The organism is uncultured Citricoccus sp., assembly GCF_937871995.1.
GTDB lineage: Bacteria > Actinomycetota > Actinomycetes > Actinomycetales > Micrococcaceae > Citricoccus.
In genome coordinates this window covers 1-19,785 of record NZ_CALMQR010000129.1, presented here as the reverse complement: position 1 = coordinate 19,785, position 19,785 = coordinate 1, and the positions used below count along the sequence as shown (strand labels likewise).

16 protein-coding genes are annotated in these 19,785 nt (G+C 71.5%); 12 read left to right on the top strand and 4 right to left on the bottom strand.

From position 1 onward, the window contains the following. Positions 1–8 precede the first annotated feature (8 nt). Entirely contained in the window at positions 9–1,004 is a 996-nt protein-coding gene (locus tag Q0283_RS14350; RefSeq protein ID WP_298045250.1) for a quinone oxidoreductase, read from the bottom strand. Positions 1,005–1,111: 107 nt separating this feature from the next. Between Q0283_RS14350 and argC the strand changes: the two genes are divergently transcribed. Genes argC through Q0283_RS14320 form a run of 6 tightly spaced genes read left to right on the top strand, consistent with a single transcriptional unit; the run spans position 1,112 to position 7,042 of the window. Beyond that, complete coding sequence (gene argC / locus Q0283_RS14345; protein WP_183526787.1) at positions 1,112–2,152, top strand: N-acetyl-gamma-glutamyl-phosphate reductase; 1,041 nt, start codon at positions 1,112–1,114, stop codon at positions 2,150–2,152. Continuing rightward, a complete protein-coding gene (gene argJ / locus Q0283_RS14340) occupies positions 2,149–3,300 on the top strand; it encodes a bifunctional glutamate N-acetyltransferase/amino-acid acetyltransferase ArgJ (protein ID WP_183526784.1) in 1,152 nt (383 codons plus the stop codon). The genes argC and argJ overlap by 4 nt, the downstream gene beginning before the upstream one ends. Before the next feature lie 10 nt (positions 3,301–3,310). Beyond that, on the top strand, positions 3,311–4,252 hold the full coding sequence (argB, locus tag Q0283_RS14335; protein ID WP_183526781.1) for an acetylglutamate kinase: 942 nt from the start codon (positions 3,311–3,313) through the stop codon (positions 4,250–4,252). Next, entirely contained in the window at positions 4,249–5,565 is a 1,317-nt protein-coding gene (locus Q0283_RS14330; protein ID WP_298045248.1) for an acetylornithine transaminase, read from the top strand. The genes argB and Q0283_RS14330 overlap by 4 nt, the downstream gene beginning before the upstream one ends. Further along, positions 5,565–6,548, top strand: coding sequence for an ornithine carbamoyltransferase (gene argF, locus Q0283_RS14325; RefSeq protein WP_183526775.1), 984 nt, complete (start codon positions 5,565–5,567; stop codon positions 6,546–6,548). The genes Q0283_RS14330 and argF overlap by 1 nt, the downstream gene beginning before the upstream one ends. Next, on the top strand, positions 6,545–7,042 hold the full coding sequence (locus Q0283_RS14320; protein ID WP_298045246.1) for an arginine repressor: 498 nt from the start codon (positions 6,545–6,547) through the stop codon (positions 7,040–7,042). The genes argF and Q0283_RS14320 overlap by 4 nt, the downstream gene beginning before the upstream one ends. A 139-nt stretch (positions 7,043–7,181) precedes the next feature. Here the strand turns inward: Q0283_RS14320 and Q0283_RS14315 are convergent, their stop codons facing one another. The 3 genes from Q0283_RS14315 to Q0283_RS14305 form a co-directional block, all read right to left on the bottom strand. Further along, complete coding sequence (locus tag Q0283_RS14315) at positions 7,182–7,967, bottom strand: hypothetical protein (protein WP_183526769.1); 786 nt, start codon at positions 7,965–7,967, stop codon at positions 7,182–7,184. 181 nt (positions 7,968–8,148) lie between these two features. Beyond that, entirely contained in the window at positions 8,149–8,865 is a 717-nt protein-coding gene (rpf, locus tag Q0283_RS14310) for a resuscitation-promoting factor Rpf (RefSeq protein WP_255459449.1), read from the bottom strand. A 346-nt stretch (positions 8,866–9,211) separates the two neighbouring features. Beyond that, positions 9,212–9,712, bottom strand: coding sequence for an ankyrin repeat domain-containing protein (locus tag Q0283_RS14305; RefSeq protein ID WP_298045244.1), 501 nt, complete (start codon positions 9,710–9,712; stop codon positions 9,212–9,214). 173 nt (positions 9,713–9,885) lie between these two features. Here Q0283_RS14305 and Q0283_RS14300 point away from each other — a divergent pair, with 173 nt between their 5' ends. From Q0283_RS14300 to Q0283_RS14275, 6 genes are all read left to right on the top strand, one after another. After that, positions 9,886–11,148 (top strand): argininosuccinate synthase, encoded by a 1,263-nt coding sequence (locus Q0283_RS14300; protein WP_183526764.1) that lies wholly within the window; start codon positions 9,886–9,888, stop codon positions 11,146–11,148. 3 nt (positions 11,149–11,151) lie between these two features. Further along, the gene (gene argH / locus Q0283_RS14295; protein ID WP_183526761.1) at positions 11,152–12,618 is read left to right on the top strand and encodes an argininosuccinate lyase; all 1,467 of its coding nucleotides are present in this window, start codon (positions 11,152–11,154) and stop codon (positions 12,616–12,618) included. Positions 12,619–12,633: 15 nt separating this feature from the next. Continuing rightward, positions 12,634–13,290 carry a DNA-3-methyladenine glycosylase gene (locus Q0283_RS14290; RefSeq protein ID WP_183526759.1) on the top strand — a complete coding sequence of 219 codons (657 nt, stop codon included), beginning with the start codon at positions 12,634–12,636 and terminating at the stop codon, positions 13,288–13,290. Positions 13,291–13,459: 169 nt separating this feature from the next. After that, positions 13,460–15,724, top strand: coding sequence for an AAA family ATPase (locus tag Q0283_RS14285; protein WP_183526757.1), 2,265 nt, complete (start codon positions 13,460–13,462; stop codon positions 15,722–15,724). Positions 15,725–15,896: 172 nt separating this feature from the next. After that, positions 15,897–17,210 (top strand): tyrosine--tRNA ligase, encoded by a 1,314-nt coding sequence (gene tyrS, locus Q0283_RS14280; RefSeq protein WP_298045315.1) that lies wholly within the window; start codon positions 15,897–15,899, stop codon positions 17,208–17,210. An 88-nt stretch (positions 17,211–17,298) separates the two neighbouring features. Then, positions 17,299–19,626 carry a pyruvate kinase gene (locus Q0283_RS14275; protein ID WP_298045241.1) on the top strand — a complete coding sequence of 776 codons (2,328 nt, stop codon included), beginning with the start codon at positions 17,299–17,301 and terminating at the stop codon, positions 19,624–19,626. The last annotated feature ends 159 nt before the right edge of the window (positions 19,627–19,785 follow it).

Sequence of the window (19,785 nt, the reverse complement as noted above, 5' to 3'; positions counted from 1 at the left end):
GGTGCGTGTCACTGGGGCAGGAGCAGGGACTTCCCCGTGGTCCTCCGCCCCTCCAGATCCTGATGGGCACGGCCCGCCTCCGCCAGCGGGTAGGTGGCGCCCACCCGGAAGGACAGCGAGCCGTCGTCGAGCGCGGAGAACAGCTCCCGGGCCCGCCAGCGGGTCTCCTCGGCGGTGCGGGTGTAGAACGCCAGCGACGGGCGCGTGACGAACAGTGACCCGGCGGCGTTGAGACGCTGCAGGTCGAAGGGAGGCACCTGGCCCGAGGAGCCGCCGAACAGCACGAGCATGCCCCGGACCCGCAGGGACCGCAGGGACTCCTCGAAGGTGTCCTTGCCGACGCCGTCGAACACCACGTGCACGCCCTCACCGCCGGTGAGCTCGCGGACCCGGTCCGCGAAGCTGGAGTAGTCGAGGACCTCGCTGGCACCGGCCTGCCGGGACAGCTCCTTCTTCTCGTCCGTGGACGCGGTGGTGATCACGGTGGCGCCCAGGGACACGCACAACTGGGTGAGCAGGAGTCCGACGCCCCCGGCCCCAGCATGGATCAGCACCGTGTGCCCGGTCTCCACCGGGAAGGTGGAGCGGCACAGGTAGTGGGCGGTCATCCCCTGCAGGGGGATCGCCGCCGCCGTGACGGGATCCACGCCGGACGGGACCGGCAGGAGCTGCTCGGCCGGTGCGGTGAAGAACTCGGCGTAGGTGCCCGAACCGGCGGCGGTGGCGACGAGGTCGCCGACGGAGACCCCGTTCCCGACGCCGGAGCCCACGGCCACGACCGTGCCCGATCCCTCCGAGCCCGGGACGAACGGGTGCGGCATCCGGTAGACGCCGGACCGCTGGTAGGTCTCGATGAAGTTCAGGCCGGCTGCCGCGGTGCGCACGAGCACCTGACCGGAGGCGGGGGAGGGAACGGGGACCTCGGTCCAGCGCAGGACCTCGGGACCGCCGGAGGCGTCGACGCGGATGGCGTGCTGGGTGGTGGGCACAGGGTTCACCGTCATGGTGCCCACCGTAGTCGTGGGCACCGACCGGTGCGAGGGTCCGGATCCACGATGGCCCTGTCTGCATAAATATTGGCAGGTCTGCATACTTCCCCTATCATGGGCGCATGAGCCTGAAAGTCGCCGTGTCCGGAGCCAGTGGCTACGCCGGGGGAGAGGTCCTGCGCCTGCTGCTGGGCCATCCCGAGGTCGAGATCGGGGCCATCACGGCCCACTCGAACGCCGGGGAACGCCTCGGTGCCCTGCAGCCGCACCTGCACGCGCTCGCCGACCGGGTGCTCCAGGAGACCACCGCCGAAGTGCTCTCGGGGCATGACGTCGTCTTCCTCGCCCTGCCGCACGGGGCCAGTGGCGGCATCGCCTCCGAACTAGAGGCCCGCTCACCGGGCACCCTCGTGGTGGACGCCGGGGCGGACCACCGGCTGGAGTCCGCCGAGGCCTGGCAGCGGTTCTACGGTTCCGGGCACGCCGGGACCTGGCCGTACGGCCTGCCCGAACTGCCCGGACAGCGGGAGCGGCTGACCGGCGCCACCAGGATCGCCGTCCCGGGCTGCTACCCCACCACCTCCCTGCTGGCCCTGGCCCCCGGGTTCACCGCGGGGCTGCTCGAGCCGCGGGACGTGGTGATCGTGGCCGCGTCCGGGACCTCCGGGGCCGGCAAGTCGCTCAAGCCCCACCTCCTGGGCAGCGAGGCCATGGGGTCGATGAGCCCCTACGGCGTGGGCGGGGGCCACCGCCACACCCCCGAGATCGAACAGGGGCTGTCCCAGGCCGCCGGGGAACCCGTCACCATCTCCTTCACCCCCACCCTGGCGCCGATGCCCCGGGGGATCCTGGCCACGGCCACCGCACGCTACCGTCCGGGGGTCTCCGCCGAGCAGATCCGGGCGGCGTGGCAGCGGGCCTACGACCACGAGGCCTTCGTGCACCTGCTGCCGGAGGGCCAGTGGCCGACCACCGGCTCGGTCCTGGGCTCGAACCACGTGGTGATGCAGTTGGCCGTGGACGAACACGCCGGACGCGTCATCGTCACCGCCGCCCTCGACAACCTCGCCAAGGGCACCGCCGGAGGCGCCATCCAGTCCATGAACCTCGCCCTCGGCCTCCCGGAGGACTCGGGCCTGACCCAACAGGGGGTTGCACCATGAGCGTCACCAGTGCACTCGGCTTCCGCGCGTCCGGCGTGGCCGCCGGACTGAAGTCGACCGGGAGACCGGACGTCGCCGTCGTCGTCAACGAGGGTCCGGACCGCCACGCGGCCGCCGTCTTCACCACCAACCGCGTGGCCGCCGCCCCGGTGCAGTGGTCCCGGCAGGCCGTCAGCGACGGCCGGGCCGATGCCGTGGTGCTGAACTCCGGCGGGGCGAACGCCTGCACGGGCGCACCCGGCTTCCAGGACACCCATGCCACGGCCGAGCGCGCGGCAGAGCTGCTGGGCGTCTCCGCCGGAGACGTCCTGGTGTGCTCGACCGGGCTGATCGGGGAGCGACTGCCCATGGACCGGCTGCTGACCGGCGTCCAGGACGCCGTCGACGCCCTGTCCGCCGACGGGGGGCCGGCCTCGGCCGAGGCGATCATGACCACGGACACCGTGCCGAAGACCCACGCGATCGGCGGGGACGGTTACACGATCGGCGGCATGGCCAAGGGGGCGGGCATGCTGGCCCCGGGGCTGGCCACCATGCTCGTGGTGCTGACCACGGACGCCGTGCTGGAACCCGGCACCCTGGACGGTCTCCTGCGCGAGGCCACGCGCACCACCTTCGAGCGGGCGGACTCCGACGGGTGCATGTCCACCAACGACACCGTCATCCTGCTCTCCTCCGGGGCCTCGGGCACCACCCCCGAGCCAGGTGAATTCCAGGAGCGGCTGCGGGCGGTCTGCGCCGACCTGGCCCGCCGGCTCATCGGCGACGCCGAGGGAGCCAGCCACGACATCGCCGTCGAGGTGGTCAACGCCGCCTCGGAACAGGACGCGGAGGAGGTCGGCCGCGCCGTGGCCCGGTCCAACCTGTTCAAGACCGCGATCTTCGGCAAGGACCCCAACTGGGGCCGCGTGCTCTCCGCCGTGGGCACCACGCGGGCCGCGTTCGAGCCGGAGGACCTGGACGTGGCCATGAACGGCGTGCAGATCTGCCGCGGCGGCGGCATCGGTGAGCCGCGCGAGCTGGTCGACCTCGAACCCCGCGAGGTGCACGTGCTCATCGACCTGCACGCCGGGGACCAGCGCGCCACCATCTGGACCAACGACCTCACGCACGAGTACGTGCATGAGAACTCCGCCTATTCGAGCTGAGGGAGCGACCGTGACCGCACAGGAAGCCACCGGACCGGACCGGGACCGGGCGACCGCCAAGGCCGGGGTGCTGATCGAGGCCCTGCCCTGGATCCAGCGCTTCGCCGGGACCACCATGGTCATCAAGTACGGCGGCAACGCCATGGTCTCCGAACCGCTGCGCCGGGCCTTCGCCGAGGACATCGTCTTCCTGCACCACTGCGGGATCCACCCCGTGGTGGTCCACGGCGGCGGGCCGCAGATCAACGCCATGTTGGACCGGCTCGGCATCGACTCCGAGTTCCGCGGTGGGTTGCGCGTGACCACGGCCGAGGCCATGGACGTGGTGCGGATGGTGCTGACCGGGCAGGTGGGCCGCGAGCTGGTCGGACTGGTCAACGGCCACGGCCCCTACGCGGTCGGGATGTCCGGTGAGGACGCCGCGCTCTTCCGGGCCGTGCGCACCGGCACGGAGGTGGACGGCGAGGACGTCGACCTCGGGCTGGTGGGTGAGGTCACCGGCGTCAATCCCGTGGCCATCCGCGACCTGATCGACAACGGCCGGATCCCGGTCGTGTCCTCCGTGGCCCCGGAGATCGGCCCGGACGGCGTCCCCACCGGGGACGTGCTCAACGTCAACGCGGACACGGCGGCCGCCGCGCTGGCCGTCGCGCTGGGCGCGGCCAAGCTCGTGGTGCTCACGGACGTGGAGGGACTGTACGCGAACTGGCCGGACCGGGACTCACTGGTGTCCTCCATGACGGCCTCCGAGCTGCGGGCGATGCTGCCCGGGCTGCAGTCCGGGATGATCCCGAAGATGACCGCCTGCCTGAACGCCGTGGACGGTGGGGTCCCGCAGGCCCACATCGTGGACGGACGCGAGCCGCACTCGATGCTGCTGGAGATCTTCACCGCAGCCGGGGTGGGCACCCAGGTGCTGCCCGACGCCCCCACTGAGACAGGAGCCCCATGACCTCGCCCGACTCCAACGCCGGTTACCTCGACCGCTACGGCCACGCGCTGACCGGGGTCTTCGGCGCACCCAGCACGGTCCTGGTCCGCGGCGAGGGTGCCAGCGTCTGGGACGCCGACGGCCGGCGCTACACCGACTTCCTCGGTGGGATCGCCGTCAACGCGCTCGGCCACGCCCACCCGGCCCTCGTGCAGGCGGTGACCACGCAGCTCGCGACGCTGGGACACGTCTCCAACCTCTTCACCTCCGGCCCGCAGGTCGACCTGGCGGAGCGGCTGCTGGAGCTGTCCCGCGCGCCGGAGGGTTCCACCGTGTTCTTCGCGAACTCGGGCTCCGAGGCCAACGAGGCCGCCCTGAAGCTGGCCCGACGCCACGGTGGCGAGGACCCGTCCGGCCGGCGCACCCGGGTCATCGCACTGCGCAACGCCTTCCACGGCCGCACGATGGGTGCGCTGTCCATGACCTACAAGCACACCTACCGCGAGCCGTTCGAACCACTCGTGCCGGGCATCGAGTTCATCGAGGGCGGGGACGTGGAGGCGCTGCGCGAGGCCGTGGACGAGACCGTGGCCGCCGTCGTCATCGAACCGGTCCAGGGCGAGTCCGGGGTGCACGGCTGGCCGGCCGGGTACCTCCAGGCGGCGCGGGACCTCACCCGCGAGCACGGGGCCCTGCTGATCTTCGACGAGGTCCAGACCGGCGTCGGGCGGACCGGTCACTGGTTCGCCCATCAGTCCCCGCAGGTCACGGGGCAGGATGACCCGGTGATCCCGGACGCCATGACGCTGGCCAAGGGCCTGGGCGGGGGCATCCCGATCGGCGCGATGGTCAGCTTCGGTGCGCGGACCTCCTCCCTGCTGACCGCCGGACAGCACGGCACCACCTTCGGCGGCAACCCCGTGGCGACCGCTGCCGCCCTGGCGGTGCTGGGCGTCATCCAGGACGAGGACCTGCTGGCCCACGTGCGGCGCCTCGGCGCACGCCTCGCGGAGGCCCTGCGGGGTCTCGGCCTCGTCACCGGGGTGCGCCAGTACGGGCTGCTGGTCGGCGTGGACGTCACCGCCCCGGCCGGGTCCCCGGTGCCCGACGGCGGCCTGGCGCCGGCCATGGTGCGCGCCGGCCTGCGGGCAGGGTACCTGCTCAACGCCACGGGGCCGGACACGCTGCGCCTGGCACCGCCGCTGGTGATCGGCGACGACCTGGTCGACGCCCTGATCGCCGACCTCCCGAGCATCCACGCCGCCGCGCTGGCGGAGGCCCCGGCCCCGTCCGGCCAGGGCGGTTCCGACCTGAGAACCCAGGAGACCCACTGATGAGCCCTGCACCGGTCCACACACCGAATCCCGCCCTGCGCCACTTCCTGGTGGACACCGACCTGACGCCCGCCGAGCAGTCCGAGGTGCTGGACCTGGCCCAGGAGATGAAGGCCGACCGGTTCCTGCACCGGCCCCTGGCCGGGCCGCAGACCGGGATCGTCTTCTTCGACAAGACCTCCACCCGGACCCGGGTGTCCTTCGCCGCCGGGATCGCCGACCTCGGCGGCCAGCCGTTGATCGTGAACCCCGGTGAGTCCCAGCTGGGGCACAAGGAGACCATCGCGGACACGGCCGCCGTGCTGTCCCGGATGGTGTCCGTGATCGTGTGGCGCACCTACGCCCAGTCCGGCCTCCAGGAGATGGCCGAGAACGCCACCGTCCCGGTGATCAACGCCCTCTCGGATGACTACCACCCGTGCCAGTTGCTGGCCGACCTGCTGACGGTGCGTGAGCACAAGGGCCGCACCCAGGGCCTGGTCATGACCTACCTGGGCGATGCGGCCAACAACATGGCCAACTCCTACCTGCTGGCCGGGGTGACGGCGGGGATGCACGTGCGCATCGCCGGGCCCGGGTCCTACCTCCCGGACCCGGCGGTCGTGGCCGCGGCGGAGGAGCGCGCGGCACAGACGGGCGGGTCGGTGCTGGTCACCACGGACGCCGTGCGGGCGCTGTCCGGGGCCGACGTCGTCGTCACCGACACCTGGATCTCGATGGGCCAGGAGGCCGAGAAGGAACAGCGCCAGGACCTGTTCCGGGATTACGCCGTGGACTCCGCCGCGATGGCCCAGGCCGCGCCGGACGCGATCTTCCTGCACTGCCTGCCGGCCTACCGGGGCTTCGAGGTCTCCGCGGAGGTCCTCGACGGCCCGCAGTCCGTGGTCTTCGACGAGGCCGAGAACCGGTTGCACGCCCAGAAGGCGCTGATGGCCTGGCTGCTGTACCGGTCCGGCCTGGCGACGCCGCCGCAGGGTCGATGAGCGCCCCGTCCACCAAGACCGCCCGCCAGGCCGCCATCAAGGACGTCCTGGCCGAGGTGGCCGTGCACAGCCAGTCCGAACTGCTGGACAGGCTGCGCTCCCGCGGGGTCTCGGTGACCCAGGGGACGCTGTCCCGCGACCTGGTGGAACTGGGCGCCTACCGCGTCCGCAGCGACGGCGGCCAGCTGGCCTACGCGGTGCCTCCCGAGGGCCCGGTGGCCGGGGAGGCTCCGGGCCACCGGGCCCCGGAAGCGATGGAGCACCGCCTGGCGACACTGTGCCGCGAGCTCCTCGTCTCGGCGGAGTCCAGCGGGAACCTCGTGATCCTGCGGACCCCGCCGGGGGCCGCGCAGTTCCTGGCCTCCGCCATCGACCAGTCCCGGCTGCCGGATGTCCTGGGGACCATCGCCGGTGACGACACCATCATGATCGTGGCCCGGGCCACGGACGGGGGAGTGGCCGTGGCCGGCCGGTTCCTGGGCTACGCGGGCTGACGGCTGATCCTGCCGTCAGGCCGGGCGGATACCAGGCACCGTTCCCGACGACGCCGGACACGCCGACGCCGGCCGAGGTGACTAGGCCGGCGTCGGTCGTGGTGCCACGGGGCGGCGTCCGGGAGGACCCGTGTCGGTGTCACATGCCGGGGACGGCGAAGACCTCGTCCTTGGCGGGCATGTCGACCGGCTCCACGGCGTCCCAGTCGGAGAAGTCCACGGTCCCGGTTCCGGCATCCGGGCTGGCGCTGGCCTGGGGGGAGGCCGGGGTCGAGGCGTCCGCCGACCCGCCCTCACCCTGCCCGGCCTGGTCGACCTCCACGCGGACGAGCCTGTTCTCCTGGGTGATGTAGATGGCCACCGGTTCACCGTTCTCGGCGCTGGTGCCGGAGTACTTGTAGACCTCCTCGCCGTTGTGCTCCACGACCTCTGAGGTGTACTCCGAGTCCTGGAACTGGTCGGAGCCGGGGATGTCCTCACTGACGCTGGACCAGAAGCTGGACATGGTGAAGCCGCCGTCCTCCGCGGGCATCTCCAGCCACTTCTCGCCCACGAGTTCCTGCAGCCCGGCGCCGCCCATCTCCTGGTAGAAGGCGCCATTGGGCTTCAGGTAGGTCTTCTCGGCGTTGCCGATGACCTCGACCTGCGCATCGCCCATGGAGACGGAGCCCGAGTAGGAGGAGTCGTCGATCTGACCGGACATCGCCACGGACATGTCCTGCCCGCCCTGGGTGACGTTGCCCTCGATGGCCACGGACTTGGCGTTCTGGATGGACTGGCTCACCTCGGGCCACACGTCCTCGAGTGCGGGGGCGCTGGTGCCGCAGCTCGAGAGGGTCAGCGCCGCGGCCGCGCCCAGTGCGGTGATGCCCAGGGCGCGGAACCGGCGGCGGACGGGGGTGTGGCTGCTGGTGGTCTGAGGCATGGATGTTCCCCTTCGAGACTGCTGATCCGGTGTGATGCGGCGCGCGGGGCGATGACTCGTCGACGCCGCGCGCGGTGATGACCGCTGTCTCACCCTAGCGGCCGGCGTCCTTAACGAGAGAACGCGCCGGATGGGGAGGACTCCCCATCCGGCGCGTTCCGTCAAGACTGACGGCCGTCGATCAGGCCGGCAGGTGCAGGGTCTGGCCGACGAAGATCAGGTTCGCGTTCGACACGGTGTCGGCGTTGGCGGCGTGCAGTGCCTTCCAGCCGCCCTCGACGCCGTAGGAACGGGCGATCTTGGCCAGGGTGTCGCCCGGCTTGACGGTGACGGTCTTGGCGGAACGCTCGACCGGGGTGACCGAGGAGGCGCGCTCGGCCTGCTGCACCTGTGCCTGCTGGACGGCGGCGCGCTCGGCGGCGGCGGCCTCCTGGGCGGCGGCGCGCTCGGCAGCGGCCTTGTTGGCGGCGGCACGCTCAGCGGAGGCGTTGGAGTCCGCCGACTGGGTGGTCACGTTGGCGTTGGAGGGCGTGCCGTACAGGCCCAGCTTGGCGGAGCAGGCAGGCCAGGCGCCCCAGCCCTGGGCGGCCAGGGTGTTCTCGGCGACGCGGATCTGCTCGGCCTTGGAGGCCTGGTGCGGCATGCCGGAGCCGCCGAAGGCGCGCCAGGTGGAGGGGGAGAACTGCAGGCCACCGTAGTAGCCGTTGCCGGTGTTGATGGACCAGTTGCCGGTGGACTCACACTGGGCCAGGGCGTCCCAGGTGGAGACCGGGGCGGCGGTGGCGGGGGCCGAGAGGGCGGTCAGCCCGGCGCCGGCGATGGCGACGCCGGCCAGGCCGGCGGCCGAGCGACGGACGATGGAGCGGCGGGCAGTCGTGGCAGTGGAGGTGTTCTGCATGATGTTGGGAGATGTCGGCCCACCCCTGCTCGAACCGTCCCCGGTCGTCACAGCAGCACCGTCCGCCGTCCGTGATGGAATACACGGCGCGAGGCTCCCAAGGGACGGTGCTGGTGGGGGAGGCCCGCTGTCGTTCTTTCCTGCCGGATCACGAAACGATCACGGAGCAGGTCTGAAACCAGTGAAAGGCATCAGGACGATAACGTCAAATCCGGGGCGGCTTCTTCAGGCAATTCCCATGGAACGCTCAGGAGCGTCGCTGGTGGGAGTCCAGGGGCAAGGCGCGGCGTGCTTCCCGGTCAACCGGGGGACGGCGCAGTGTGGGTGGTGACGCCGGAACGAGCGGTCACGGGGTCGAGACCGGGCCGTGATCCTCGTCACGCGGCGCCTCGTCGAGCAGGCTGCGCATGGCCTCGAGTCCGAACTGGTCCACCGCCGCGCGTGCGCTGACGGGGCCGGCGTCGGGATCCGCTCCGGCGGCCAGCAGGGCGCGCACCGACTCCTCGTTCTGGACGAACACGGCGCAGGTCAGGGCCGACTGGCCGCGCTGGTTGACCCGGTGGACGTCCGCCCCGCGATCCACCAGGGCACGGACGAGCCGGGGGTGGTTGTTGTAGGTGGCCAGGATCAACAGGGTGTCCCCGTTGTGGTTGGACAGGTTCACCGGCACCCCCTGGTCCACGGCCGCGAGCAGTGGCTCGGAGTCGCCGGCGCGGGCCAAGTCGAACAGGGAGTTGAGGAACTCCAGCTGCTCGTCCGTGAGCTCAGGGGCTCCGTGGGTCGCCGGGGTGCCGGGTCCCGGGGTGGAGTGGTCCGGGTTCTGGGGTCCGGGGATGTCGCTGCTCATGGGTCCACAGTACGGTGAGTGTGGTCGGGGTGCCGCGTCGCGGAGGGTCTCCACGGCGTCGTCCGTGCGCAACGATGCATAAATATGTAGACTCTTGCATAGAGTCCACCAGGGCCGCCTTCCCCCCGCGTGGGGACCGGCCCGCCACTGCAGGAGAGCTTGAGGAGCACGCAATGACAGAACGCATCGTCCTGGCCTATTCGGGCGGACTGGACACGTCCGTGGCCATCGGCTGGATCGCCGAGGCCACCGGGGCCGAGGTGATCGCCGTGGCCGTGGACGTGGGCCAGGGTGGGGAGGACCTCGAGACCGTGCGCCAGCGTGCCCTGGACTGCGGTGCGGTCGAGGCCTACGTGGCCGACGCCCGGGACGAGTTCGCCGAGCAGTACTGCATGCCGACCCTCAAGGCCAACGGCCTCTACATGGACGCCTACCCGCTGGTGTCGGCCATCTCCCGCCCGGTGATCGTGCGCCACCTCGTGGCCGCCGCCCGCCAGTTCGGCGCCTCCACCGTGTCCCACGGGTGCACCGGCAAGGGCAACGACCAGGTCCGCTTCGAGGTGGGCATCCAGACCCTCGGGCCGGACCTGAAGTGCATCGCCCCGGTCCGGGACCTGGCGCTCACCCGGGACAAGGCCATCGAGTACGCCGAGCGCAACGAGCTGCCGATCGTCACCACCAAGAAGAACCCGTTCTCCATCGACCAGAACGTCTGGGGCCGCGCCGTGGAGACCGGTTTCCTGGAGGACATCTGGAACGGTCCGACCAAGGACGTGTACGACTACACCGACGACCCGGCGTTCCCGCCGGCGCCGGACGTGGTGACCGTGACCTTCGAGCAGGGCGTCCCGGTGGCGCTGGACGGCCGCTCGCTCTCCCCGCTGCAGATCATCGAGGAGATGAACCGCCGGGCCGGTGCGCAGGGCATCGGGCGCATCGACATCGTCGAGGACCGTCTCGTGGGCATCAAGTCCCGCGAGATCTACGAGGCCCCCGGTGCGATGGCGCTGATGACCGCCCACCGCGAGCTGGAGAACGTGACCCTGGAGCGCGAGCAGGCCCGGTTCAAGAAGACCGTGGACCAGCGCTGGACCGAGCTGGTGTACGACGGCCAGTGGTTCTCCCCGCTGAAGAAGAACCTGGACGTCTTCGTGGACGAGACCCAGAAGTACGTCTCCGGGGACATCCGGATGGAACTGCACGGCGGCCGCGCCACCGTCCAGGGCCGTCGCTCGGACACGGGGCTGTACGACTTCAGCCTCGCCACCTACGACGAGGGCGATGCCTTCGACCAGTCCTCTGCACGGGGCTTCATCGACATCTTCGGCCTCTCCTCCAAGGTCGCGACCGAGCGCGACCAGCGGGTGGAGGGCGCTGGGTCCGTGGACTCCCTCGAGGACGTGGCGAAGCTGTCGAACGAGAGCACCGGGGCCTGAGACGTGGCGGATCAGGGCGCGGAGAACACGCCGGGGCCACAGCGCCACGGCACCAATGAGGGCTCGCTGTGGGGCGGCCGCTTCGCCGGCGGCCCCGCGGACGCCCTGGCGGCGCTGAGCAAGTCGACGGACTTCGACTGGCGACTGGCCCGCTATGACATCGCGGGTTCCCGCGCCCACGCCCGGGTCCTGCACACCGCGGGGCTGCTCGACGACGCCGAGCTCGAGGGCATGCTGGCCGCGCTCGACCGCCTGGAGGCCGACGTCGTCTCCGGCGCCTACGTCGCCGCGGACTCCGATGAGGACGTGCACGGCTCGCTCGAGCGCGGACTGATCGAGCGCGCCGGTCCGGAGCTGGGCGGCAAGCTACGTGCGGGGCGCTCCCGCAACGACCAGATCGCCACCCTGGGTCGGATGTTCCTGCGCGACCACGCGCGACTGATCGCGGCCCGCCTGCTGGACACCATCGACGCGCTCATCGCCCAGTCGGAGACCCACCCGTACGCGCCGATGCCGGGACGCACGCACCTGCAGCACGCCCAGCCGGTGCTGCTCAGCCATCACCTGCTCGCCCACGCCTGGGCGATGGCGCGGGACGTGCAGCGGCTGGTGGACTGGGACGGCCGTGCCGCGGTGTCGCCCTACGGCTCGGGGGCCCTGGCCGGGTCCTCGCTCGGCCTGGATCCCAATGCCGTGGCCGCAGACCTCGGTTTCGACTCCGCGGCGTGGAACTCGATCGACGGCACCGCCGCGCGGGACGTCTTCGCCGAGTTCGCCTGGGTGTGCGCCATGATCGGCGTCGACCTCTCCCGGATCAGCGAGGAGGTCATCTTCTGGGCCACGAAGGAGGCCGGTTTCGTCACCCTGGACGACGCCTACTCCACCGGATCCTCGATCATGCCGCAGAAGAAGAACCCGGACGTCGCCGAGCTCGCCCGGGGCAAGTCCGGGCGGCTTATCGGCGACCTGACCGGGCTGCTGGCCACCCTCAAGGGACTGCCGCTGGCCTACAACCGCGACCTGCAGGAGGACAAGGAGCCGGTCTTCGACGCCGCGGACACCCTCGAACTGCTGCTGCCGGCCGTGTCCGGGATGATCGCCACGCTGACGTTCCACACCGACCGGATGGCCGAGCTGGCCCCGCAGGGGTTCGCCCTGGCCACGGACATCGCCGAGTGGCTGGTCCGCCAGGGCGTGCCGTTCCGTGACGCGCACGAGCTCTCGGGCGAGGCCGTGAAGGTCGCGGAGTCGCGGGGCGTGGAGCTCTGGGACCTGACGGACGAGGACTATGCGGCGATCTCGCCCGCACTGACCCCCGCGGTCCGTTCCGTCCTGTCCACCGAGGGGTCCCTCTCCTCCCGCAATGCCCAGGGCGGTACGGCCCCGGAGGCCGTCGCCGCCCAGCTGGCCGAGCTCCGGCGCCAGCTCGTGCCGCTGCGCGAGTTCGGGGCGTCCGGCCCGCTGGCGTGAGGGAGCCCGGCATCCATGCCCGGTGACCTGAGCGTGCTCGAGCGGGGTGGCCTGCGGGCCGCCCCGCTCCTGCTCGGTTCGACGCTGACGGTCGCCCGGGGCGGGACGGTGGTCGGCGTGCGGCTGACGGAGGTCGAGGCCTACGAGGGTCAGCGCGATCCCGGTTCGCACGCCTACCGCGGTCGAAGCCGCCGCAATGACACGATGTTCGGCCCCGCCGGTCACGTCTACGTCTACTTCACCTACGGCATGCACTGGTGCATGAACATCGTCTGCGGGACGGAGGGAACCAGTTCCGCCGTCCTGCTGCGCGCCGGTGAGGTGACGCTGGGACTGGACGCCGCCGTCGCCCGGCGCGGCGCCCCGGCCGGACCGAGGCTGGCCTCCGGTCCGGCGCGCCTGGCCCAGGCCCTCGGCATCGGGGCCGGTGACGACGGCTCGGTCCTGTTGTCCGGGCCCGGCCCGGACGACCACGCGGCGCAGGCCCCGGACGGCATCTGGCTCTCCGGCATCCGCTCGCGACGCCGGCCGGGCACCCTGACCGGGCCCCGCACCGGCGTCTCCGGGCCCGGGGGAGGACCGGAGTTCCCCTGGCGCTTCTGGCTGCCGGACGAGCCCTCGGTCTCGCCCTACCGTCCGGCGGCGCCGCGTCGTCGCACCTCACGGGCGTGATCCACGGGGTGGGCCCCGTCGCGCGGGGTCGGGCATTAACGGTGTGTTCACCGCAACCGCTGTACCATGGATGGTCACTCGTTCCGTGGTGCCCCCGGGGCGTGCCGGACCCCTCCGGTCGTCAGGCTCCCCCGGGGAGCACCGTCGATAGCCCTAAGGTGTGCAAGGCATGACTGATGTGGTCCCGGTCCACCAGACCGAACTGGAGCACGAGCGCCACTACGTCGCCCGGCTCTACCAGCGTCTGGACGAATTGCGGGCGGAGAAGGAGCGCCAGTTGGCGCGCGTGCGCAAGGAGGGACCCCAGGGCTCGGTGCAGAACGTCTCCGAACGCGACGCCTTCGCCACGCTCTACGAGGACCGCCTCGCGCAGTTGTACGCCGTGGACGACCGGCTGGTGTTCGGCCGGCTGGACCTGGACGGCGGGGACGAACGCTACATCGGGCGCATCGGCCTGACCGACGAGGACCAGCAGCGGCTCATGGTGGACTGGCGGGCGCCCGAGGCCGGGGCGTTCTACCAGGCCACGGCCCACCACCGGCTGGGGGTGCGCCGCCGCCGTCACCTGATGCTGCGCGGGCGCACCGTGGTGGACCTCGAGGACGACGTTCTGGACGCGAGCCTGCTGGACGGTGAGACCGGCCACCACGGGGCCGGCGCCCTGCTGGCGGCAGTCTCGGCGCGGCGCACCGGACAGATGGGGGACATCGTCGCCACCATCCAGGCCGAACAGGACGCCGTCATCCGTTCCCCGATCAAGGGCGTGCTGGTGGTCCAGGGCGGCCCGGGCACCGGCAAGACCGCGGTGGCCCTGCACCGCGCCGCCTACCTGCTCTACACCCACCGGGAACGGCTGAAGTCCGCCGGTGTGCTGCTGGTCGGCCCGTCACAGTCCTTCATGCGCTACATCGACCGCGTGCTGCCCTCCCTGGGTGAGACCGGCGTGGTGATGTCCTCCCTCGGCCGGCTCATGCCCGGCATCAAGGCCGTGCCGGAGGCCGACCGCCGGGTGGCCCGCATCAAGGGCCGGCTGTTCATGGCCGACGTGGTGGCCAACGCGGTGGCCAACCGCCAGCGGCTCCCCGCCGGTCCGCGCACGGTGGACGTCGGCGGTACCGTCCTGACCATCCGCCCCAAGCAGGTCCGGCGCGCCCGGGACCGGGCCCGGGCCACCGGCAAGCCGCACAACGAGGCCCGGAACACCTTCGTCAAGATCATGGTCCGCGAACTGGCCGACCAGTTGAAGGACAAGCTGGAGAAGTCCTCGGGCGCCGGCAACAACATCGACCGGTCCTACCTGGCGGAGGATGTCCGGACCTCCCGGGACGTGAGGATCGCCCTCAACCTGTGCTGGATGCCCCTGACCCCGGAGAAACTGCTCGCGGACCTGTTCTCCAAGCCGGAGCACCTGGACATGGCGGCGCCGTTCCTCGACCCCGAGGACCGCCGGCGCCTGGTGCGCCCGGCGGACGCGATGTGGACCGAGGCGGACGTCCCCCTGCTGGACGAGGCGGCGGAACTGCTCGGGGAGCTCGATCCCAGCGCGGGCCGCGGCAAGGCGGGACAGGAGGTCGAGCGCAAGCGGAACCTGGCCAACGCCGAGGCGTCCCTGAAGAACGTCAACGCCATGCTGGAGGACCTCGGCGTGGACGGCGTGGTGACCGCCGAGGCCCTGGCCGACGTCAACGAGGAGGGTGACCGCTACGTCTCCGCGTCCGAGCGGGCCTCCACCGACCGCACCTGGACCTACGGGCACGTCGTGGTGGACGAGGCGCAGGAGCTCTCGCCCATGCAGTGGCGGTTGCTCATGCGGCGCTGCCCCATGAAGTCGTTCACGATCGTGGGGGACATCGCCCAGGCGTCCTCGGCGGCCGGCGTCACCTCCTGGGCCGAGGCCCTGGAGCCCTTCGTCCAGGACCGCTGGCGCCTGGAGGAGCTGACGGTCAACTACCGCACCCCGGCCCGGATCACCCGGCTGGCCGCCCGGGTGGCCCAGGAGGCCGGGCTGCCGGTCTCCTCGCCACAGGCCGTGCGCGAGGGCGACTGGCAGCCCACGGTGCAGCAGGTGCCCGAGGCGCAGGCGGTCGGCGCGCTGATGGCCGGGGTGGCCGAGGACCTCGAGAGGATCGACGGCGGCCTGCTCGCCGTGATCGCCCCGGCCTCCCTCGAACGGCGCATCGCCGCCCTGCTCGTCGAACGCTACGGTGACCGGGTCGGGTCCGGCGGCGGTGGCCTGGGCCAGGACATCGTCTCCACCACCCCGGGAGAGGCCAAGGGGCTGGAGTTCGATGCCGTCGTGCTGGTGGAACCGGCACAGATCGTCGCCGAGACCGGTGGGGTCGTCGGGGACCTGTACGTCGCCATGACCCGGTCCACCCAGACCCTGCGCGTCCTCTCCACCGGCGGGTTGCCGGCGGGGCTGGGCGACGCCTGACCGGCCCCCCGCACCCTCCGCCGACCCCCGCCCGTCCCGGACCGTCCCCCAGGACCGTCCCACGCCCCGCATTCCGAAACGACGCACGCACCGAGAGGCAGCATCCGTGACCACCACGTCCACCGCACCGCAGGACCGCCAGCCGGAGGGCGCCCCGGCGCAGCCCCGGCCCGTGAACCCTGCCCTGGCCGGCCAGTCGAACGATCCCTCGTTCCCGAACATCTGGCAGGAGCTGAAGTGGCGCGGACTCGTGCACGTCTCCACGGATGAGACCGCGCTCGAGGAGGTGCTGTCCGGGGACCCGATCACGTACTACTGCGGTTTCGACCCCACGGCCCCCTCGCTGCACCTGGGCAACCTCGTCCAGATCCTCGTCCTCCGCCGGCTGCAGCTGGCCGGTCACCGGCCGCTCGGGCTGGTCGGTGGCTCCACCGGGCTCATCGGTGATCCGCGGCAGACGGCCGAGCGGGTGCTCAACGACCGCGAGACCGTCGGCGAGTGGGTGGGTTACCTGCGCGGTCAGATCGAGCGGTTCCTGTCCTTCGAGGGGGACAACGCGGCCCGCATGGTCAACAACCTGGACTGGACGGGGCAGCTCAGCGCCCTGGACTTCCTGCGGGACATCGGCAAGCACTTCCGGGTGGGCACGATGATCCGGAAGGAGACCGTGGCCAAGCGCCTGCACTCGGACGAGGGCATCTCCTACACGGAGTTCTCCTACCAGGTGCTGCAGGGCATGGACTACCTGAACCTGTACCGCGACTACGGTTGCACGCTCCAGACCGGCGGTTCCGACCAGTGGGGCAACCTGACCTCCGGGACGGACCTGATCCGCAAGGTCGAGGGAACCGCGGCACACGCCTTCGGCACCCCGTTGATCACCAACGCGGACGGCACGAAGTTCGGCAAGTCCGAGGGCAATGCCATCTGGCTGGACGGGCGCATGTGCTCGCCGTACACCTTCTACCAGTTCTGGCTGAACACGGCGGACGCGGACGTCATCAGCCGGCTGAAGGTCTTCACCTTCCTGCACCGGGACCGGATCGAGGAGCTCGAGGCCAAGGTCCGGGACGAACCGTTCCGCCGCGAGGCCCAGAAGACCCTGGCCTGGGAGGTCACCTCCCTGGTGCACGGGGAGGAGGCCACGCGCAAGGTCATCGATGCCTCCGCGGCCATATTCGGCCAGGGCGACCTGGCCGCCGTGGACGAGGCCACTCTCGCCGCCGCCACCGCCGAGCTCCCGACGGCGGCTCCCGGCCTGGGTGCCGGTGGCCCGGTGGGCATCGTCGAGCTGCTGGTGGCCACCGGGCTGTCCGGTTCCAACTCCGAGGCCCGCCGCACGGTCGCCGACGGAGGCGCCTCGGTGAACAACGTCAAGGTCACCGACGCCGAGCAGGCCTTCGGGAGCGATCAGGCCCTGCACGGGCGCTACCTGCTGGTGCGCCGAGGCAAGAAGAACATGGCGCTGGTGGACCTGTCCGCCTGAGTGACGGTTCCGTGTCCACGCGGTGAAATCCCCGAAGGGGTGGGTCTGACGACCCCGAAGGTCCCGGACGGATGGCAGAGTGGACGACGTGACCGATTCCGTGCGACCCGGCCGCCCCGCGTCCGCCGACCCCGCGGCGCCGACCGCGGCGGACCTGGAGGAGCTCCTCGCCCAGGTGCAGGAGCTCATCGACGGTGCGCGCGCCGCCGAGGCCGACCAGGCGGACCGGATCGGCCGGGTCCGGCCCGAGCACCGGGACAGTGCCGCCAACCTCGTGCACTACGTCTGGCTCCGCGGCCGGGACATCCGCACGCTGCAGGGTCGTCTCGCCGACCTCGGCCTGTCCTCCCTGGGACGGCTGGAGTCCCGGGTACTGCCCACGCTGCACTCCATCGCCGCCAGCCTGGAGGGCCTCCGGCTGGCGCGTGCCGTCTCCACGGGTGAACCCGGCGCCGCCGTCGGGACCGGGGCGGGCCGTGCCACCGGATGGCCGGACATGGATGCCGGACCGGACCGGCTGGAGCAGAACGCGACCAGCCTGCTCGGCCCCAGCCCCGAGGAACGCGTCTCCCGGATCATGGTGACCTTCCCGTCCCAGGCCGCCACGGATCCGGAACTCGTGGCCGAGATGCTCCGCGCCGGCATGGACATGGCTCGTATCAACTGCGCCCATGACGGTCCGGAGCAGTGGCGGGCCATGATCCGGCACCTGAGATCCGCCCAGGGGCTCCCGCCCGTGGACGGTGCCGGCGGCCCCGGGCGTCCTCTCCACGGGGCGTGTTTCAGCCGCGGGGGAGAACCGGCACCGGACCGCTGCCTCGTGGCCATGGACCTGGCCGGCCCCAAGCTGCGCACCGGGCCCATCGCGCCCGGTCCCGAGGTGCTCAAGATCAGGCCGGAGCGTTCGGCCACCGGGCAGGTCGTCGAGCCGGCCACCGTGGTCCTGGTCGCTCCCGGACAGGAACCGGGCGCACACGGAGCGTCCGGCGGCGGAGACGGCATCGGTGGTGATGGCACGGGCGGGGACGGTGTGGACCCGGCGCAGCGCATCCCCGTCCGGGACCCTCGGTGGGTGGACGGTCGCGCCGTGGGGGAGACCCTCCGCTTCACGGACGCCCGCGGCTCGGCCCGGACCATGACGGTGGCCGCCCGCGAGCCGGGCCGGCTCACCTGCGAGATGGCGCAGACCGCCTACTTCATGCCCGGGGTCGTGCTCTACGCGGCCGACGGCACGCTCACCGAGGTCGGAGCACTGCCGCCGAAGGAGCAGCGGCTGTTCATCCGTCCCGGCGAACGGCTCGTCCTGACCCGGTCCCTGGAACCGGCCCAGCCGGTGCCCGGCGGTCCTCACCGGATCGGTTGCTCGCTGGCCCAGGTCTTCGACGACGCCGAACCGGGCCAGCGCATCCACGTCGACGACGGGAGGATCAGTGGCGTGATCACCGAGGTCAGTCCCGAGGAGATCGAGGTGCGCGTGGAGTCGGCCGGGGTGTCGGGGAGCAGGCTCAAGGCGGAGAAGGGCATCAACCTGCCGGACACGCACCTGGACATCCCGGCGCTGACCGAGGAGGACCTCGCCGCGCTGCCGTTCGTGGCGGAGCACGCGGACATCGTCAACCTGTCCTTCGTCCGGACCCCGGCAGACGTGGCGGACCTGATGGAACGACTCACCGGCCTCGGGCGCGAGGACCTGGACGTGGTGCTGAAGATCGAGACCGTGGAGGCCTTCGAGAACCTTCCGCAGATCCTGCTCGAGGCCATGCGCTGGCCGGACATCGGCGTGATGATCGCGCGCGGTGACCTGGCCGTGGAGGCCGGCTTCGAACGGATGGCCGAGGTCCAGGAGGAGATCCTGTGGCTGTGCGAGTCCGCCCACGTGCCGGTGATCTGGGCGACCCAGGTCCTGGACTCGCTGGCCCGGACCGGGCTGCCGAGTCGTGCCGAGGTCACCGATGCGGCGATGGCCGAGCGCGCCGAGGCCGTGATGCTGAACAAGGGCCCCTTCGTGGTGGACACGATCGCCTTCCTGTCCGGCGTCCTCGGACGGATGCAGGAGCACGTGTCCAAGAAGCGCACGCTGCTTCGGGAATTGCGTTCCTGGGACCTGTTCTCCGAGGCGGTCACCAACCGCGGACCCCGGGGGACCGCGACCACCAGGCCCCCCGGGACCGGATCGCCGACTAGGCCGCGACACCCGCGGGAGACGTGCCTCACAGTGGCGGACGGACGTCAGCCGGTGGACGGGAAAAGCCCGGAAATCCGGGGATTCCAGGGGTGCAGACCGCCCCGGGCGCCGATTTGGCACCGGCGCCGAAGCGTGTGTATAGTTCTTCAAGTCGCCAGCCGCGAAAGCGGGAAATCGGCGGCCGAACCCAGACTGAATGAAGGCCTAGACTGGTGCGCCCTGAGGGTGTAACATCGGTGGCCCGGAGGAAGTCTGGGGGGACCGCGGTGAGCACCGGGTGAACATGGCGGAAACGCCGGTTTGACGGAATGGAAACCGCAGTCTAAAGTAATATACCGCAGATGAGAAAAGCGAAGATGTTCCGGGTTTTCCTGGTTTCTTGGTGAGTAC

What these genes read in the sequence shown, in the direction of transcription:
- rpf (WP_255459449.1), bottom strand. Translation starts at nt 8,865, where the DNA reads ATGCAGAACACCTCCACTGCCACGACTGCCCGCCGCTCCATCGTCCGT.
- Q0283_RS14330 (WP_298045248.1), top strand. Translation starts at nt 4,249, where the DNA reads ATGACCTCGCCCGACTCCAACGCCGGTTACCTCGACCGCTACGGCCAC.
- Q0283_RS14290 (WP_183526759.1), top strand. Translation starts at nt 12,634, where the DNA reads ATGCCCGGTGACCTGAGCGTGCTCGAGCGGGGTGGCCTGCGGGCCGCC.
- Q0283_RS14300 (WP_183526764.1), top strand. Translation starts at nt 9,886, where the DNA reads ATGACAGAACGCATCGTCCTGGCCTATTCGGGCGGACTGGACACGTCC.
- Q0283_RS14285 (WP_183526757.1), top strand. Translation starts at nt 13,460, where the DNA reads ATGACTGATGTGGTCCCGGTCCACCAGACCGAACTGGAGCACGAGCGC.
- argF (WP_183526775.1), top strand. Translation starts at nt 5,565, where the DNA reads ATGAGCCCTGCACCGGTCCACACACCGAATCCCGCCCTGCGCCACTTC.
- argJ (WP_183526784.1), top strand. Translation starts at nt 2,149, where the DNA reads ATGAGCGTCACCAGTGCACTCGGCTTCCGCGCGTCCGGCGTGGCCGCC.
- Q0283_RS14320 (WP_298045246.1), top strand. Translation starts at nt 6,545, where the DNA reads ATGAGCGCCCCGTCCACCAAGACCGCCCGCCAGGCCGCCATCAAGGAC.
- Q0283_RS14350 (WP_298045250.1), bottom strand. Translation starts at nt 1,004, where the DNA reads ATGACGGTGAACCCTGTGCCCACCACCCAGCACGCCATCCGCGTCGAC.
- Q0283_RS14315 (WP_183526769.1), bottom strand. Translation starts at nt 7,967, where the DNA reads ATGCCTCAGACCACCAGCAGCCACACCCCCGTCCGCCGCCGGTTCCGC.
- argC (WP_183526787.1), top strand. Translation starts at nt 1,112, where the DNA reads ATGAGCCTGAAAGTCGCCGTGTCCGGAGCCAGTGGCTACGCCGGGGGA.
- Q0283_RS14305 (WP_298045244.1), bottom strand. Translation starts at nt 9,712, where the DNA reads ATGAGCAGCGACATCCCCGGACCCCAGAACCCGGACCACTCCACCCCG.